Origin of the sequence: Brucella pecoris, assembly GCF_006376675.1 — a bacterium.
GTDB lineage: Bacteria > Pseudomonadota > Alphaproteobacteria > Rhizobiales > Rhizobiaceae > Brucella > Brucella pecoris.
This window is the reverse complement of the sequence record NZ_VEWK01000029.1, coordinates 1-17278: the sequence shown is the minus strand read 5'-3', so window position 1 is coordinate 17278 and position 17278 is coordinate 1. Positions and strand designations below refer to the sequence as shown.

The following is a 17278-nucleotide window of genomic DNA, read 5'->3' as shown; positions in this document are numbered from 1 at the left end:
ATCGTGATGCCACGGGCGCGCTCTTCAGGAGCGGCGTCGATCTGGTCATACGCCTTGAACTCGCCGAAAAACTTCGTAATCGCTGCAGTCAGCGACGTCTTGCCATGGTCAACGTGACCAATCGTGCCGATGTTAACGTGGGGCTTCGTACGTTCAAACTTACTCTTTGCCATTTGAGCTCTCCGTAAATTTAGCCTGCTCAGGCATTCTTTTGATTGGGAGCGTGACCCTTAGATCACGCAAACTTCTTCTGGATTTCCTGTGCGACCGCCGTCGGAACCGGCTCATAATGGTCGAACTGCATCGTGTACTGTGCACGGCCCTGGGACATCGAACGCAGCGAGTTCACGTAGCCAAACATGTTGGCGAGCGGAACGTTTGCGTTGACGACCGTGGCGATGCCGCGGGCTTCGGTGCCGGAAATCTGACCGCGACGCGAGTTCAGATCGCCGATAACGTCACCAACGTAATCTTCCGGCGTAACAACCTCGACCTTCATGATCGGCTCGAGGAGCTGAGCGCCAGCCTTCTGCGCACCTTCACGGAACGCTGCACGGGACGCGATTTCGAAGGCGAGAACAGACGAGTCAACGTCATGATATGCGCCGTCGATCAGAGTGGCCTTAACGCCGAGCATCGGGAAGCCAGCCAGCGGGCCTGCACCCATGACGCTTTCGATACCCTTTTGGACACCCGGAATGTATTCCTTCGGCACCGAGCCGCCGACGATCTTCGATTCGAAGATGAAATCGTCGCCGTCATGCGGTTCGAAGATGATCTTCACGCGAGCGAACTGACCCGAACCACCCGACTGCTTCTTGTGGGTGTAATCGATTTCAGCCTTACGGGTGATCGATTCACGGTAAGCAACCTGCGGAGCACCGATGTTGGCTTCAACCTTGAATTCGCGCTTCATGCGATCGACGAGAATGTCCAGGTGAAGTTCGCCCATGCCGGCGATGATGGTCTGACCGGATTCTTCGTCCGACTTGACGCGGAACGAAGGATCTTCGGCAGCCAGACGATTGAGCGCGATGCCCATCTTTTCCTGATCGGCCTTGGTCTTCGGCTCGATAGCGATTTCGATAACCGGATCTGGGAATTCCATGCGTTCAAGGATAACCGGCTTCAGCGGATCGCAGAGCGTATCGCCAGTGGTGGTTTCCTTGAGGCCAGCCAGAGCAACGATGTCACCTGCAAAGGCTTCTTCGATGTCCTCACGGCTGTTCGAGTGCATCTGCAGCATACGGCCGATGCGCTCACGCTTGCCCTTGACGGTGTTTTCGAGCGAAATGCCCTTGGTCAGCTTGCCCGAATAGATACGAGCGAAGGTCAGCGAACCAACGAACGGGTCATTCATGATCTTGAATGCGAGCATCGAAAGCGGTGCTTCATCCGAAGATTCACGGGTGGTTTCGGTTTCCGTCTTAACGTCAATGCCCTTGATGGCAGGAACGTCGGTCGGAGCCGGCAGGAACTCAACAACTGCATCGAGCAGCGGCTGAATGCCACGGTTCTTGAACGCCGTACCGCAAAGGATCGGGTGGAACTTAACGTCGATGGTGCCCTTACGGATCAATGCGCGGAGCTGTTCATTCGTAGGCATCGTGCCTTCGAGATAAGCTTCCATCGCAGCTTCGTCGATTTCCACGGCCAGCTCGATGAGCTTTTCACGGTACTCTTCAGCCTGATCCTTGAGGTGCTCTGGAATTTCACCAACCGTCGCCGCTGCGCCGATCGTGCCATCCCAGGTGTAAGCCTTCATCTCGATCAGATCAATGACGCCTTCGAACTCGTTTTCAGCGCCGATCGGCAACTGAACCGGAAGTGCAATCGCGCCAAGACGCGAGCCGACCATTTCTACGCAACGGTAGAAATCGGCACCGATCTTGTCCATCTTGTTGACGAAGACCATACGCGGGACGTGGTACTTTTCAGCCTGACGCCATACGGTTTCAGTCTGAGGCTCAACGCCAGCATTGGCGTCGAGCAGTGCAATCGCGCCGTCGAGAACGCGGAGCGAACGCTCAACTTCAATGGTGAAGTCGACGTGGCCCGGCGTGTCGATGATGTTGAAACGGCGCTTCTTGCCATCCTGACCCTGCCAGAACGTGGTCGTGGCAGCGGACGTGATGGTGATACCGCGTTCCTGTTCCTGCTCCATCCAGTCCATGGTCGACGCACCGTCGTGGGTCTCGCCGATCTTGTGGTTCTTACCGGTGTAGAACAGAATACGCTCGGTCATCGTCGTCTTACCGGCGTCGATGTGAGCCATGATACCGAAATTGCGGTAGTCTTCGATTTTGTATTCGCGGGCCATGATAGTCGCTCTTTGAATAGGTTTCGACGATTACCAGCGGTAATGCGAGAAGGCGCGGTTGGCTTCAGCCATGCGGTGCGTGTCTTCACGCTTCTTCACAGCAGAACCACGGTTGTTAGCAGCGTCAAGCAGCTCGCCGGAAAGACGATCGATCATCGTCGTCTCGTTACGACCACGAGCAGCATTGATGAGCCAGCGAATGGCAAGTGCCTGGCGGCGTTCTGGACGCACATCGACCGGAACCTGATAGGTTGCACCACCAACGCGGCGCGAACGGACTTCGACGTGCGGAGCTACGTTGTCGAGCGCCTGATGGAACAGCGCGACCGGCTCGGACTTTGCCTTGGCTTCGATTGAATCGAGCGCACCGTAAACGATGCTTTCAGCAACCGACTTCTTGCCATGAAGCATGACTGCATTCATGAACTTCGTGATAACGAGATCGCCGAACTTCGGATCCGGATTGATCTCACGCTTCTCAGCCTTATGGCGTCTGGACATTTCGTCTCTTCTTTCAATTACATCGGGCTCAGCTCGCCTTGTGGCGACCGGTATCCCCGGAAAATCTTACTTCGGACGCTTTGCACCGTACTTCGAACGGCGCTGCTTGCGGTTCTTGACACCCTGGGTATCTAGAACACCGCGGATGATGTGGTAACGCACACCTGGCAAGTCCTTTACGCGACCGCCGCGGATCATGACGACCGAGTGCTCCTGCAGGTTATGCCCCTCACCAGGGATATAACCGATAACTTCGAAGCCGTTCGTCAGACGAACCTTGGCAACCTTACGAAGAGCCGAGTTCGGCTTCTTCGGGGTCGTCGTGTAAACGCGGGTGCAAACGCCGCGCTTCTGAGGGTTTGCCTGCAGTGCAGGAACCTTATTGCGCTTTACCGGCGCAGTGCGCGGCTTGCGGATAAGCTGGTTTACGGTTGGCATACAACCTTCCTCTATAAAAAATCTCGTATCCACGCCCTTACGGGCCGTTTCACCGCCATGCTGATGCACGAATTCGGGACAAGTCACGACAACCGGTGACTACCCCGAACAAAAGCAGAGGAAGCTGACGCTTCATGCGAACGGCAAGTTGCATTTCGATCGTAAAACGAACCCTGTTTGAGACGAACTTCAGGACGCGTCGTCCCGAACAAGCCTGTCTCACATCGGCTCAGATGAGCTGCTGATACGTCTTTAGCAGCGTTACGTCAAGGGAGGTGAGCCAAGTTTCTTCGGCAACGGGCCGGAAACCGGCGTTTTGCCCTTCGCCGGGCAGGTTATTGCGCTGCAATCGGCGCATAATCGCACATATTTCGCGATCAGAACCGTCATTTTCACGTGGCAGCATGGCTTTGGCGCCCCGGAGCCGTTATTGAAACACATCCGAGTCGAAACGCAACCCAATATTAAGGGATTTTCAATGTCTTCCACTACCACATCCACTGGCGACGATTCGCCAACCGTCCACCTGATCATCGCAGACGTCTGGAACGAAGGTGAAGAATCTCCAGTCGAAGTGCATTTGCTTATGAAGACGGACGAAGATGAAGATCTCGTTCAGACCGTACTCGCCATTCTCGCCGAAGAAGGCTATCACGAAGCAGAACTTCTCGAGATGGGCACCCTCACCGAAGAGCCTGCCGAAGAACCGCATAAGAGTGCATGGGCTACCGCACTGAGCGGCGAAGTCGCGCTGATCGAGTTCGATGGCGACGACGAAGAAGAAGGGTAAGGCTTAGAGCATTTCCAGCAAAAGTGCGAAGCGGTTTTGCGTCGGATAATGCGTGAAAACAAATAGATAGAGCGGTTCCGACGATTCCATTTAAACCGGAACCGCTCTAGCAAAAGCATTTTCAACAAAACTGCGAAGCAGTTCTGCGGGAAATATTCAAAACAAAAGGCGCATCCTGAAAACGGGATGCGCCTTTTTCTTTTGCTACATATCCGGCTCGCCGCCGAAATCACCCAAACAAAAAGGCCGCCCTGAAAGGCGGCCTTTTTCACTTTTATAATACCAATTACTCAGCAGCGTTGTTGGTCATGTCCACCAGCATCGCATTGGCTTCCTTGGAACCGGAAGACTTGCGGCGTTCATCTATGATCAGTTCGTCGCGAGCTGTTGCAATACGACGGATCTGGTTGGTCATGCCGCCAGTACCGGCCGGGATGAGACGGCCGACGATGACGTTTTCCTTGAGACCCTGCAACGTGTCCATCTTGCCGGCAACCGCAGCTTCCGTAAGAACGCGGGTCGTTTCCTGGAACGATGCAGCCGAGATGAAGGACGGCGTCTGCAACGAAGCCTTGGTGATGCCGAGCAGGACAGGATTGCCGTAACCCGGCTTCTTGCCTTCTTCGACCAGACGTTCGTTGATCTCGTCGAGCTCGATACGATCCACGTGATCGCCGGTGATGTAACCGGTATCGCCGGATTCGGTGATCTCGACCTTCTGAAGCATCTGACGGACAATCACTTCGATGTGCTTGTCGTTGATCAAAACGCCCTGCAAACGATAGACTTCCTGGATTTCGTTCACGAGGTACGAAGCCAGAGCCTCGACGCCCTTGATCGCCAGAATGTCATGCGGCGCCGGGTTGCCGTCGAGGATGTACTCACCCTTTTCGATGACGTCACCGTCCTGAAGATGGAACGGCTTGCCCTTCGGAATGAGGTACTCGACCGGCTCAATCGTGTCGTCGTTCGGCTCGATGATGATGCGACGCTTGTTCTTGTAGTCGCGACCGAAACGAACGGTACCATCGATCTCGGCGATGACGGCATGATCCTTCGGACGACGTGCTTCGAACAGTTCCGCAACGCGCGGCAGACCACCGGTGATGTCCTTGGTCTTCGCGCTTTCCATCGGCAGACGGGCGATAACGTCACCAGCCTTCACGTGTGCGCCCGGTTCGACCGAGAGGATCGTTTCCACCGAGAGCATGAAGCGAGCGTCACCACCCTTGGACAGCTTGAGGATCTTGCCGGCCTTGTCCTTGATGATCATGGCAGGCTTGAGATCCGAACCGCGCGGGGTCGAACGCCAGTCGATAACGACACGCTTGGTGATACCGGTCGACTCGTCGGCCGATTCCGAAACCGAAAGACCGTCGACGAGATCTTCGAACGCCACGTAGCCTTCCACTTCCGTCATGATCGGACGGGTGTACGGATCCCACTCGGCAATACGCTGACCGCGCTTGACCGTGTCGCCCTCGTCCACAAACAGACGCGAACCATAGGTCACGCGATGGACCGCACGTTCCTTGCCCGTATTGTCGAGGATCAGCACAGCCATGTTACGGCCCATGACCACGAGGTTGCCATCGGAGTTGCGAACCACATTGCGGTTGCGCAGCTTGACGGTACCTTCATACGAAGCTTCGAGGTAGGACGAGTCCACAACCTGTGCAGTGCCGCCCAAGTGGAAGGTACGCATGGTGAGCTGAGTGCCCGGCTCACCGATGGACTGAGCGGCGATAACGCCGACAGCTTCACCCTGGTTGACCGGAGTACCGCGTGCGAGGTCGCGACCGTAGCACTTGGCGCAAACGCCGTTGCGGGTTTCGCAAGTCAATGCCGAACGGATGCGGATCGACTGGATACCAGCCTTCTCGATGATCTCGACGTCCTTTTCCTCGATCATGCGGCCAGCTTCGACGATGACTTCGCCGGTTGCCGGATGCAGGATCGGATCGAGAGCCGTACGGCCCAGAACGCGCTGACCGATCGAAGCCACGATCTGGCCGGCATCGACGATTGGCTGCATGGTGAGACCGATTTCGGCGCCGCAATCGACTTCCGAAATGATCGCATCCTGTGCAACGTCAACGAGACGACGGGTCAGGTAGCCCGAGTTGGCAGTCTTCAAGGCGGTGTCTGCCAGACCCTTACGGGCACCGTGGGTCGAGTTGAAGTACTCGTTAACGGTCAGGCCTTCCTTGAAGTTCGAGATGATCGGGGTTTCGATGATTTCACCCGACGGCTTGGCCATCAGGCCGCGCATACCGCCAAGCTGACGCATCTGGTTGACCGAACCACGGGCACCCGAATGCGACATCATGTAGACCGAGTTCATCTGCTTCTGGCGACCGGTCACCGGATCGAATTCGACCGCCTTCAGGCGCGCCATCATCTCTTCGGTGATCTTGTCGGTTGCCTTGCCCCAGGCGTCGACGACCTTGTTGTACTTTTCGCCCTGAGTGATCAGGCCGTCATTGTACTGCTGTTCGTATTCGGTCGTGAGCGCTTCGGTGTCCGCAACGATCTTCGCCTTGGTGTCCGGAATGACCATGTCATCCTTGCCAAACGAGATACCCGCACGGCAGGCATGGGCAAAGCCGAGCTGCATGATGCGATCGCAGAAGATAACCGTCTCTTTCTGACCGCAATGGCGGTAGACGTGGTCGATCATCTTGGAGATGTTCTTCTTGGTCATCTCCTGATTGCAGATGTCGAACGGCACCATGGCATTCTTCGGCAGCAGTTCACCCGTGATCATGCGGCCAGGCGTCGTGTCGTAAATCTTCGACACAGGATTGCCTTCGGCATCAACCGTCTTGAAACGGCCCTTGATCTTGGTGTGCAGCGTAACGACCTTGGTTTCCAGCGCATGCTGAAGCTCGCCCATATCGGCAAACATCATGCCCTCGCCTGGCTCCTTGTCTGCCACGATGGACAGATAATAGAGGCCGAGAACCATGTCCTGCGAAGGAACGATGATCGGTGCGCCGTTTGCCGGGTGCAGGATGTTGTTGGTCGACATCATCAGCACGCGTGCTTCAAGCTGGGCTTCAAGCGACAGCGGAACGTGAACAGCCATCTGGTCACCGTCGAAGTCGGCGTTGAACGCCGTACAAACGAGCGGATGCAACTGGATTGCCTTGCCTTCGATCAGGGTGGGTTCGAATGCCTGGATGCCAAGACGGTGCAGCGTCGGAGCGCGGTTCAGAAGAACCGGATGCTCGCGGATCACTTCGTCGAGGATATCCCAGACTTCCGGACGTTCCTTTTCAACCAGCTTCTTCGCCTGCTTCACGGTCGAGGAGTAACCCTTGGCGTCAAGACGTGCGTAGATGAATGGCTTGAACAGTTCGAGCGCCATCTTCTTCGGCAGGCCGCACTGGTGCAGCTTGAGTTCCGGACCAGTAACGATAACCGAACGGCCGGAATAGTCGACACGCTTGCCGAGCAGGTTCTGACGGAAGCGGCCCTGCTTGCCCTTGAGCATGTCGGACAGCGACTTCAGCGGACGCTTGTTGGCGCCGGTGATGACGCGGCCACGACGGCCGTTATCGAACAGCGCGTCCACAGCTTCCTGCAGCATGCGCTTTTCGTTGCGGATGATGATGCCCGGTGCACGCAGTTCGATCAGGCGCTTCAGACGGTTGTTACGGTTGATGACGCGGCGGTACAGATCGTTCAGATCCGACGTCGCGAAACGACCGCCGTCCAGCGGCACGAGCGGACGCAGATCCGGCGGAATGACCGGAACGATCTTCATGATCATCCATTCCGGGCGGTTTCCCGACTCCAGAAAGTTTTCGACGATCTTCAGACGCTTCATCAGCTTCTTCTGCTTCAGGTCCGAAGTGGTCTCGGCCAGATCAACGCGCAGATCAGCGGCAATCTTTGCGAGTTCCATCGAAGCCAGCAGCTCATAAATAGCTTCTGCACCGATAAGAGCCGTGAACTGATCTTCGCCGAATTCATCGACGGCGATCATATATTCCTCTTCCGAAAGAAGCTGATGCTCCTTCAGCGAGGTCAGGCCCGGTTCGGTCACGATGTAGTTTTCGAAGTACAGGACGCGCTCGATATCCTTGAGCGTCATGTCCAGGAGCGTGCCGATACGGCTCGGCAGCGACTTCAGGAACCAGATGTGAGCAACCGGAGCTGCGAGTTCGATATGGCCCATACGCTCGCGACGAACGCGCGAGAGCGTGACTTCCACACCGCACTTTTCGCAGATGATGCCTTTGTATTTCATGCGCTTGTACTTGCCGCACAAGCATTCATAGTCCTTGATCGGGCCGAAGATGCGCGCGCAGAAGAGACCATCGCGTTCTGGCTTGAACGTGCGGTAGTTGATCGTCTCCGGCTTCTTGATCTCGCCGTATGACCAGGACAGAATCTTCTCAGGGCTGGCAATCGAGATTCTGATGGAATCGAACGTCTGTGCCGGAGCCTGAGGATTGAAAAGATTCATGACCTCTTGGTTCATGCCGTTCTCCTTGAGGGCGATCCGTCGCCCTGTGTCGTCGATGACAAGCTGAAAATCCTTGCCATCCTGAAAAGAAATCGCGGTACTACGCAGTTTTGAACTGGCTTGCCGTATTCTCGTTTTCGGTACGGAACCGTGTCCCGCAGTATCCTGAAAACGATTATAGAGGCGCGCCGCGGCAATACCGTGGCGCGCCCTTGAGCTTTATTCCGCTGCGTCAGGCAAAGCCTGTTGCTGTTCGTCGCGTGTATCGTCCAGCTCGACATTGAGGCCGAGCGAACGCATTTCCTTGACGAGAACGTTGAAGCTCTCCGGAATGCCCGCTTCGAACGTGTCGTCGCCGCGCACGATCGCTTCGTAGACCTTGGTACGGCCTGCCACGTCGTCCGACTTGACTGTCAGCATTTCCTGCAGCGTGTAAGCCGCACCGTATGCTTCCAGAGCCCAGACCTCCATTTCGCCGAAGCGCTGGCCACCGAACTGGGCCTTGCCGCCCAGAGGCTGCTGCGTAACGAGCGAGTAAGGTCCGATCGAACGGGCGTGGATCTTGTCGTCGACCAGGTGGTGGAGCTTCAGCATGTAGATGTAGCCCATGGTCACCTGACGGTCGAACGGCTCACCCGTACGGCCATCATACAGCGTCGACTGACCCGAGGTCGCAAGACCGGCATCCGTCAGCATCGCATTGATGTCGGCTTCGACGGCACCGTCGAAGACCGGCGTTGCGATCGACACGCCGCGCTTCACCTGGTTGGCCAGCATGAGGACGGAATCGTCATCATAAGACCGTACCGGTTCATTGCGGTCGTTGTCCGGATAGATGTGCTCCAGCGTTTCGCGCAGCGGCTCGATATTGGCCGTCTTGCGGTAAACGTCGATGAGCTCACCGATCTTCTTGCCCATGCCTGCGCATGCCCAGCCGAGGTGGGTTTCCAGAATCTGGCCCACGTTCATACGGCTCGGAACGCCAAGCGGGTTCAGCACGATGTCAGCATGCGTACCGTCTTCGAGGAACGGCATGTCCTCGACTGGCAGAATGCGGGAAACCACACCCTTGTTGCCGTGACGGCCAGCCATCTTGTCGCCTGGCTGGATCTTGCGCTTCACAGCGACAAAGACCTTGACCATCTTCATGACGCCTGGAGGCATCTCGTCGCCGCGCTGTACCTTTTCGACCTTGTCCATGAAGCGTGCTTCGAGCAGCTTCTTGGATTCGTCGTACTGGCCACGCAGAGCTTCCAGCTCGCCCTGAAGCTTTTCGTCTTCACTGGCAAACTGCCACCATTGCGAACGCGGATACTCGGTCATGAGTTCGCGGCTGATCGTCGTGCCCTTCTTGAAGCCCTTAGGGCCGGCAGCGGCAACCTTGCCATCGATCATGTCGGCGAGACGGCCGTAGACGTTGCGGTCCAGGATAGCCTGCTCGTCGTCACGGTCCTTGGCCAGACGCTCGATTTCTTCACGCTCGATAGCCATGGCGCGCTCGTCCTTTTCAACGCCGTGACGATTGAAAACGCGAACTTCCACAACCGTACCGTAGGTTCCGGGCGGCATGCGCATGGAGGTGTCACGGACGTCGGACGCCTTTTCACCGAAGATGGCGCGCAGAAGCTTTTCTTCCGGCGTCATCGGGCTTTCGCCCTTCGGCGTGATCTTGCCGACAAGAATGTCGCCAGGATGCACTTCAGCACCAATGTACACGATACCGGCTTCGTCGAGGTTCTTCAGCGCTTCTTCCGAAACGTTCGGAATGTCGCGGGTAATTTCCTCAGGTCCAAGCTTGGTGTCACGAGCGGCAACTTCGAATTCCTCGATATGGATCGAGGTGAACACGTCGTCCGAAACGATCTTCTCGGAAAGAAGGATCGAATCTTCGTAGTTGTAGCCGTTCCACGGCATGAACGCGACGAGCACGTTACGGCCGAGAGCCAGATCGCCCAGATCCGTCGACGGACCGTCAGCGATGATGTCACCCTTCTGGATGGGATCGCCAACGCGCACGAGCGGACGCTGATTGATGCAGGTGTTCTGGTTCGAACGCTGGAACTTCATCAGGCGGTAGATATCGACGCCCGACTTGGACGGATCGAGATCTTCGGTCGCACGGATAACGATACGCGTCGCGTCGACCTGATCGACCACACCACCACGGCGGGCAGCAATAGCGGCACCCGAGTCACGCGCAACGACTGCTTCCATACCCGTACCGACGAACGGCGCTTCTGCGCGAACGAGCGGCACAGCCTGACGCTGCATGTTCGAGCCCATGAGAGCGCGGTTGGCGTCGTCGTTTTCGAGGAACGGAATAAGAGCCGCAGCAACCGAAACGAGCTGCTTCGGCGACACGTCCATCAGATCCACGTTTTCACGCGGAGCCATCATCACTTCGCCTGCATGACGGCAGATGACGAACTCGTCAACGAAACCGCCCTGCTCGTCCAGCTCTACGTTTGCCTGCGCAACCGAGTGCTTTGCTTCTTCCATGGCCGACAGATAGACAACGTCGTTCGTTACCTTGCCGTCGACAACTTTGCGGTACGGGCTTTCGATGAAGCCGTACTTGTTGACGCGGGCAAAGGTTGCAAGCGAGTTGATCAGACCGATATTCGGGCCTTCCGGCGTTTCAATCGGGCAGATACGGCCATAATGGGTCGGATGCACGTCGCGGACTTCGAAGCCAGCGCGCTCACGGGTAAGACCACCAGGTCCAAGAGCCGAAAGACGGCGCTTGTGAGTGATTTCCGAAAGCGGGTTGGTCTGATCCATGAACTGCGAGAGCTGCGAAGAACCGAAGAACTCGCGCACGGCTGCAGCAGCCGGCTTCGCGTTGATCAGATCCTGCGGCATGACCGTGTCGATTTCGATCGAGGACATACGTTCCTTGATCGCGCGCTCCATGCGAAGCAGACCGACGCGGTACTGATTTTCCATCAGCTCACCGACCGAACGGACACGACGGTTACCGAGATTGTCGATATCGTCGATTTCGCCACGGCCATCGCGCAGTTCGACCAGCATCTTGACCACGGCCAGGATGTCTTCCTTGCGCAGGACGCGCACGGTGTCTTCCGCATCGAGGTCCAGACGCATGTTCATCTTGACGCGACCGACTGCCGAAAGATCATAGCGTTCAGCATCGAAGAACAGCGAATTGAACATCGCTTCGGCGGAATCCATCGTAGGCGGTTCGCCCGGACGCATGACGCGATAGATGTCGAACAGGGCTTCCTGACGGCTTTCGTTCTTGTCGGCAGCCAGCGTGTTACGGATATACGCACCGATATTGACATGGTCGATATCGAGAACGTTGATTTCCGTCTCGCCGGTATCGATAAGCGTCTTGAGAACCTTCTCGTCGATTTCGTCACCGGCTTCGAGATAGATCTCGCCGGTTGCGTAATTGACGACGTCTTCCGCAAGATAAGAACCGAACAGGTCGTCTTCAGTCGCCTTGATGGCCTTGAGGCCCTTTTCAGCGAGCTGCTTGGCCGAACGGGCGGTCAGCTTCTTGCCAGCTTCGAGAACAACTTCACCGGTATCAGCATCGACCAGCTCGGAGATGATCTTCATGCCCTTGAAGCGGTCAGCCGAATACGGAATGCGCCAGTTGTCGCCGTCGCGCGTATAGGTGACGGTCTTGTAGAACGTCGACAGAATGTCTTCGCCGTCCATGCCAAGCGCCATAAGCAGCGTCGTCGCCGGCAGCTTGCGGCGGCGGTCGATACGCGCAAAGACGATGTCCTTGGAATCGAACTCGATGTCGAGCCAGGAACCGCGATAAGGAATGACGCGAGCCGCGAACAGGAGCTTGCCCGAAGAATGGGTCTTGCCCTTGTCGTGATCGAAGAAGACGCCCGGCGAACGGTGCATCTGCGAAACGATCACGCGCTCGGTGCCGTTGACGATGAAGGTGCCGTTGTCTGTCATGAGCGGCATATCGCCCATGTAGACATCTTGCTCCTTGATGTCCTTGATCGACTTCGCGCCAGTATCTTCGTCAATATCGAACACGATAAGACGCAGCGTCACCTTGAGTGGCGCCGAATACGTCAAGTCGCGCTGACGGCATTCGTCAACGTCGAATTTTGGTGCGTCGAATTCGTAACGAACGAATTCGAGCATTGAAGAGCCGGAGAAATCCTGAATTGGGAAAACAGACTTGAAAACCGCCTGCAAACCCTCGTCAGAACGCCCACCGGATGGTTCTTCAACCATAAGGAACTGGTCGTAAGATGCCTTTTGAACCTCGATAAGGTTCGGCATCTCGGCGACCTCTGGGATCTTGCCGAAAAATTTGCGTACGCGCTTGCGACCATTGAATGAATGGGTCTGAGCCATCGTCGCTCCTCGTTCTATAGCCTTACGGCTTGCTCACGCCTTGCGGCCTTTATCATGCGCCGCCTTTCGGCGGTCCTTCTAACGGGCTAAAACCCGTTTTCTGAAAGCCAATCCGGCGTTCAGAAAAAGGGTTCCAGTTATCCGATCCGCCGAAAAAAGCGGCGGAAGCTGGCGGATGGAAACCATCCGCCAGAACAGTCCGAACTTACTTGAGTTCGACCTTGGCGCCAGCAGCTTCGAGCTGTGCCTTGATCTTCTCAGCTTCGTCCTTCGAAGCGCCTTCCTTAACTGCCTTAGGAGCAGCTTCAACAAGGTCCTTAGCTTCCTTGAGGCCAAGACCAGTGATCGCGCGAACTTCCTTGATCACGTTGATCTTGTTTGCGCCGCCATCAGCGAGGACGACGTCGAATTCGGTCTTTTCTTCAGCAGCAGCAGCCGGAGCAGCGCCTGCAGCAGCAACGGCTACAGGAGCGGCAGCCGAAACGCCCCACTTCTCTTCGAGAAGCTTGGACAGCTCAGCAGCTTCCAGAACGGTCAGGGCCGAAAGGTCTTCAACGATCTTTGCGAGATCAGCCATTTTTGTACTTCCTATTATAAAGGTTTGAACTGTTGACAGCGAGAAACGGCCTTAAGCCGCCTCGTTCTTCCGGGCGTGCGCGCCGATAACGCGGGCGATCTGGCCCGCCGGAGCGCTGGTAAGTACTGCAAGACGCTGAGCCGGGGTCTGGATCATTCCAACCAGCTTCGCGCGCAGTTCGTCGAGCGATGGGAGCGAAGCAAGCGACTTGACGCCATCGGCGTTAAGCGTCGTTGCACCCATTGCACCGCCGAGGATAACGAGCTTGTCGTTAGCCTTGGCGAAATCGACGGCTACTTTCGGAGCGGTAATTGGATCGTTTGCATAAGCAACGACCGTCTGACCCGTAAACAGGTCAGCAATACCTTCCGATTCCGTGCCCTGAAGAGCGATTTTGGCAAGGCGGTTTTTCGCGACTTTAACGGACCCACCTGCATCACGCATCTTCAAGCGAAGATCGCTCATTTGCGCAACGGTGAGACCGGTATAGTGGGCCACGACGACCGAACCGGACTCTTTGAAAGCGCCGTTCAGCCACGCGACAAATTCGCGCTTTTCCGCTCTATCCACTGTCTCTCTCCAGTTGACAGGACCACATGGCCCTGCCGGGTTGCCTTTGCCGGACGAACTTCACAGTCAGCCCGACGTTGAGGATCCTGTCCCCTTCAGCTCCACCTGCTAGCAGGCTTCGCCCAAAGGCAACTACGGTTCAAACCTTGCATGCACATTCGTGCGAAACAGGGTTATTCCACGTCTCATGCAGGCTTTATGTTTAAGGAAAATCACCCGAAGATGATGCTCCGCCTGCAATCTCGGACAGGATAACCGGACTTTCGTCCGGCTATCCGGATCTTTCGATCCGGAATTTTTGCACTTCGGTCTGCTCTCGCATTCCCGGCGTGCCACCGATGCGCCTTCCCCTTAAAGGAAAGGCCAGGCTCCGGAAAACCGGAGCCCAGATAACTTAGGCGACAACCTTGACGGTTGCCGGATCGACCTTGACGCCAACGCCCATGGTCGAGGAAATCGACACGCGCTTGACGTATTCGCCCTTCGCAGCCGACGGCTTTGCCTTGATGACGGCGTCAGCGAAAGCCTTGATATTTTCTTCGAGCTTCTGCGAATCGAAGGAAACCTTGCCGATACCGGCATGGATGATACCAGCCTTCTCGACGCGGAATTCGACTGCACCGCCCTTGGAAGCAGCAACAGCGGCTGTAACGTCGGTGGTGACGGTGCCAACCTTCGGGTTCGGCATCATGCCGCGGGGCCCAAGAACCTTACCGAGACGACCGACGAGCGGCATCATGTCCGGGGTTGCAATGCAGCGATCGAAATCGATCTTGCCGCCATTGACGATTTCGAACAGATCTTCCGCACCGACGATATCGGCGCCAGCCTTCTTGGCTTCCTCAGCTTTGTCGCCGCGAGCGAAAACAGCAACGCGAACCGTACGGCCGGTGCCGTTCGGCAGATTGACAACGCCGCGAACCATCTGGTCAGCGTGACGCGGGTCAACGCCGAGGTTCATCGCGATTTCGATGGTTTCATCGAACTTGGCGATAGCACGTTCCTTGACGAGGCCAATAGCAGCCGACAGATCGTACAGCTTGTTACGATCGACGCCTTCACGGATCTTGTTAATGCGCTTGGAAATCTTCGCCATCGTCTCAGCCCACCACTTCCAGGCCCATCGAACGGGCAGAACCTTCGATCATGCGCATCGCTGCTTCAACGTCAGCGGCGTTCAGATCCTTCATCTTCGCTTCAGCGATCGTGCGAACCTTGTCGCGGGAGATCGTGCCGGCGCTTGCCTTGCCCGGGGTCTTCGAACCGGACTTGAGGTTAGCGGCCTTCTTGAGGAAGTAGGTCACCGGAGGGGTCTTCATCACAAAAGTGAAAGACTTGTCCTGGTAATAGGTGATCACGACTGGAATCGGCGAACCCTTTTCCATTTCCTGCGAGGCAGCGTTGAACGCCTTGCAGAATTCCATGATGTTGATGCCGCGCTGACCCAGGGCCGGACCGATAGGGGGCGACGGATTGGCCGCACCTGCCGCTACCTGGAGCTTGAGCTGGCCTGCAATTTTCTTAGCCATTGCTTTCTGCCTTTTTTACTTTGCCGGAAATCCGGCTTTCTCGATTAATGCCGGAAGATCCGGCTCTCGACTGACGCCAGTTCACTGGCGGGCAGTTCGGTGGTTCGAGATTGACGACCGGCTAAGCCGCCTTCCCTTCCACCACGTTCACCCCACCCGAGATTCGGAAGGGATGAATGCCCTTGCGGGCAAGACGATCAGAGCTTGTCGACCTGACCGTATTCCAAGTCTACAGGCGTCGCGCGCCCGAAGATGGAAACCTCAACCTTGAGACGCGCACGCTCTTCGTCAACTTCCTGAACGATGCCGTTGAACGAAGCAAACGGACCGTCGGAAACGCGAACGTTTTCACCGATCTCGAAGGATACCGAAGCCTTCGGACGCTCGACACCATCCTGAACCTGGCTCAGAATCTGGTCGACTTCCTTCTGGGAAACCGGAACCGGCTTGGAATCCCCAAGGAAACCAGTGACTTTCGGAGTATTCTTAATAAGCGAAAAGACGGCATCCGTGAGGGTTGCACGAACCAGCACGTAACCAGGGAAGAACTTGCGCTCCGCATCAACCTTGCGGCCGCGGCGCACTTCAACGATCTTCTCGGTCGGCACAACGATCTGCTCGATCAGCTCGGACAGACCCTTCTGCTTCGCCTTGATCTCGATATCCTCGGCGACCTTCTTTTCGAAATTGGAATAGGCGTGAACGATGTACCAGCGCGCCGTCATCTAAAAACTCCCCAATCCTAACTTATCGACCAAGGCCGAGAATAAATTCTACGCCATAGGCCATAAGCTGGTCGGCAAGAAAAAAGAACGTGGCAGCCAGAAACGCCATGATCACCACCATAATGGTGGAGATGACCGTTTCACGCCGTGTAGGCCAGGTCACCTTCGCCGTTTCGGCGCGAACCTGCTGAAAAAAGGTGATCGGATTCGTTTTGGATGCCATCTGCCGCTCTGTCATTGATCCGGCGCTACCCCACACCCCACCTCGTCGAAACGAATCAGAAGCCTGAAGTCACGCGTATACGGCACGCAAAGCTGAAAATTCAGCCCCACGCGCCGCGTGTCTGTTGACGCTACATAGAATCGATTCCCGAAAAAAACAAGCCCAAAGGTTAAAAGAATACCTTACAGGCTTATCGGAAATCCGATCCTTGCGAATATCACTCGGCGCACCATCCAATCGTGCGGCGGCGATCCTTCCCTACCCGGCCAACAAATCCCGCAGGGAATTATCATCTTCGACTGCGTCGCCATACCGAAGCCAGCGCCACCATCGAAAAACCATTACATCGGCTCAGAAATCAGAATCGATTTTCGGAAAGCACGATGCATAGATTCAATAGATTAGAGCGCCTTGTGCACCCGAAAGGACACGTAGCGCTCCCATGCGACTTAGATTGCCGCCTAACTTATCATATAGAAAACGGGCACCCATAGTCAAGCCATGAGCGCCCGTTATAAAATGGCAGGGGCAGCAGGGTTCGAACCCGCGACCTACGGTTTTGGAGACCGTCGCTCTACCAACTGAGCTATACCCCTATCGGCGCCGGAGCGCCTCGAAAGACTCTCTAATCCCCTGCGGGATCAGCTTCAAGTCTTAATTGAAGCCCGAGAAATGACCGGCAGCATAACTGCCGGTCGAAATCATTACTCGATGATCGAAGCGACGATGCCTGCACCGACGGTGCGGCCACCTTCACGGATAGCGAAGCGGAGCTTCT

At 56.3% G+C, this 17278-nt stretch carries 15 protein-coding genes and 1 tRNA gene; 1 reads left to right on the top strand and 15 read right to left on the bottom strand.

The features are described from left to right. The 5 genes from FIB18_RS23955 to FIB18_RS24900 all read right to left on the bottom strand — a co-directional run. A partial coding sequence (locus tag FIB18_RS23955; protein WP_235894968.1) for a GTP-binding protein occupies positions 1–173 on the bottom strand: 173 nt, incomplete at its 3' end. A 62-nt stretch (positions 174–235) separates the two neighbouring features. Then, positions 236–2320 carry an elongation factor G gene (gene fusA / locus FIB18_RS23950; protein ID WP_140023371.1) on the bottom strand — a complete coding sequence of 695 codons (2085 nt, stop codon included), beginning with the start codon at positions 2318–2320 and terminating at the stop codon, positions 236–238. Between the two features lie 30 nt (positions 2321–2350). Continuing rightward, positions 2351–2821, bottom strand: a complete 471-nt coding sequence (rpsG, locus tag FIB18_RS23945) for a 30S ribosomal protein S7 (RefSeq protein ID WP_105542090.1) — start codon at positions 2819–2821, stop codon at positions 2351–2353. Positions 2822–2887: 66 nt separating this feature from the next. Beyond that, complete coding sequence (gene rpsL / locus FIB18_RS23940) at positions 2888–3259, bottom strand: 30S ribosomal protein S12 (RefSeq protein ID WP_002964366.1); 372 nt, start codon at positions 3257–3259, stop codon at positions 2888–2890. 229 nt (positions 3260–3488) lie between these two features. Further along, positions 3489–3665: a hypothetical protein gene (locus FIB18_RS24900; protein WP_158295745.1), complete on the bottom strand. Its 177-nt coding sequence runs from the start codon at positions 3663–3665 to the stop codon at positions 3489–3491. Between the two features lie 72 nt (positions 3666–3737). Here FIB18_RS24900 and FIB18_RS23930 point away from each other — a divergent pair, with 72 nt between their 5' ends. Next, complete coding sequence (locus FIB18_RS23930) at positions 3738–4049, top strand: hypothetical protein (protein ID WP_140023367.1); 312 nt, start codon at positions 3738–3740, stop codon at positions 4047–4049. Positions 4050–4335: 286 nt separating this feature from the next. Here the strand turns inward: FIB18_RS23930 and rpoC are convergent, their stop codons facing one another. The 10 genes from rpoC to FIB18_RS23880 form a co-directional block, all read right to left on the bottom strand. Next, the gene (gene rpoC, locus FIB18_RS23925; RefSeq protein ID WP_140023365.1) at positions 4336–8538 is read right to left on the bottom strand and encodes a DNA-directed RNA polymerase subunit beta'; all 4203 of its coding nucleotides are present in this window, start codon (positions 8536–8538) and stop codon (positions 4336–4338) included. Positions 8539–8742: 204 nt separating this feature from the next. Then, positions 8743–12876, bottom strand: coding sequence for a DNA-directed RNA polymerase subunit beta (rpoB, locus tag FIB18_RS23920; RefSeq protein WP_140023363.1), 4134 nt, complete (start codon positions 12874–12876; stop codon positions 8743–8745). 205 nt (positions 12877–13081) lie between these two features. Next, entirely contained in the window at positions 13082–13453 is a 372-nt protein-coding gene (gene rplL / locus FIB18_RS23915) for a 50S ribosomal protein L7/L12 (RefSeq protein ID WP_140023361.1), read from the bottom strand. Between the two features lie 51 nt (positions 13454–13504). After that, positions 13505–14023, bottom strand: coding sequence for a 50S ribosomal protein L10 (rplJ, locus tag FIB18_RS23910; protein ID WP_140023360.1), 519 nt, complete (start codon positions 14021–14023; stop codon positions 13505–13507). A gap of 394 nt (positions 14024–14417) precedes the next feature. Then, the gene (gene rplA, locus FIB18_RS23905; RefSeq protein WP_140023358.1) at positions 14418–15119 is read right to left on the bottom strand and encodes a 50S ribosomal protein L1; all 702 of its coding nucleotides are present in this window, start codon (positions 15117–15119) and stop codon (positions 14418–14420) included. Positions 15120–15123: 4 nt separating this feature from the next. Next, positions 15124–15552 (bottom strand): 50S ribosomal protein L11, encoded by a 429-nt coding sequence (gene rplK, locus FIB18_RS23900; RefSeq protein ID WP_119042067.1) that lies wholly within the window; start codon positions 15550–15552, stop codon positions 15124–15126. Between the two features lie 197 nt (positions 15553–15749). Then, positions 15750–16277, bottom strand: a complete 528-nt coding sequence (gene nusG / locus FIB18_RS23895) for a transcription termination/antitermination protein NusG (RefSeq protein WP_140023356.1) — start codon at positions 16275–16277, stop codon at positions 15750–15752. A gap of 22 nt (positions 16278–16299) precedes the next feature. After that, positions 16300–16500 (bottom strand): preprotein translocase subunit SecE, encoded by a 201-nt coding sequence (secE, locus tag FIB18_RS23890; protein WP_140023354.1) that lies wholly within the window; start codon positions 16498–16500, stop codon positions 16300–16302. Positions 16501–17020: 520 nt separating this feature from the next. Next, a tRNA-Trp gene (locus FIB18_RS23885) sits at positions 17021–17096 on the bottom strand. 108 nt (positions 17097–17204) lie between these two features. Next, positions 17205–17278 (bottom strand): EF-Tu C-terminal domain-related protein (locus FIB18_RS23880; RefSeq protein WP_140021467.1); only part of this gene is annotated, 74 nt, incomplete at its 5' end.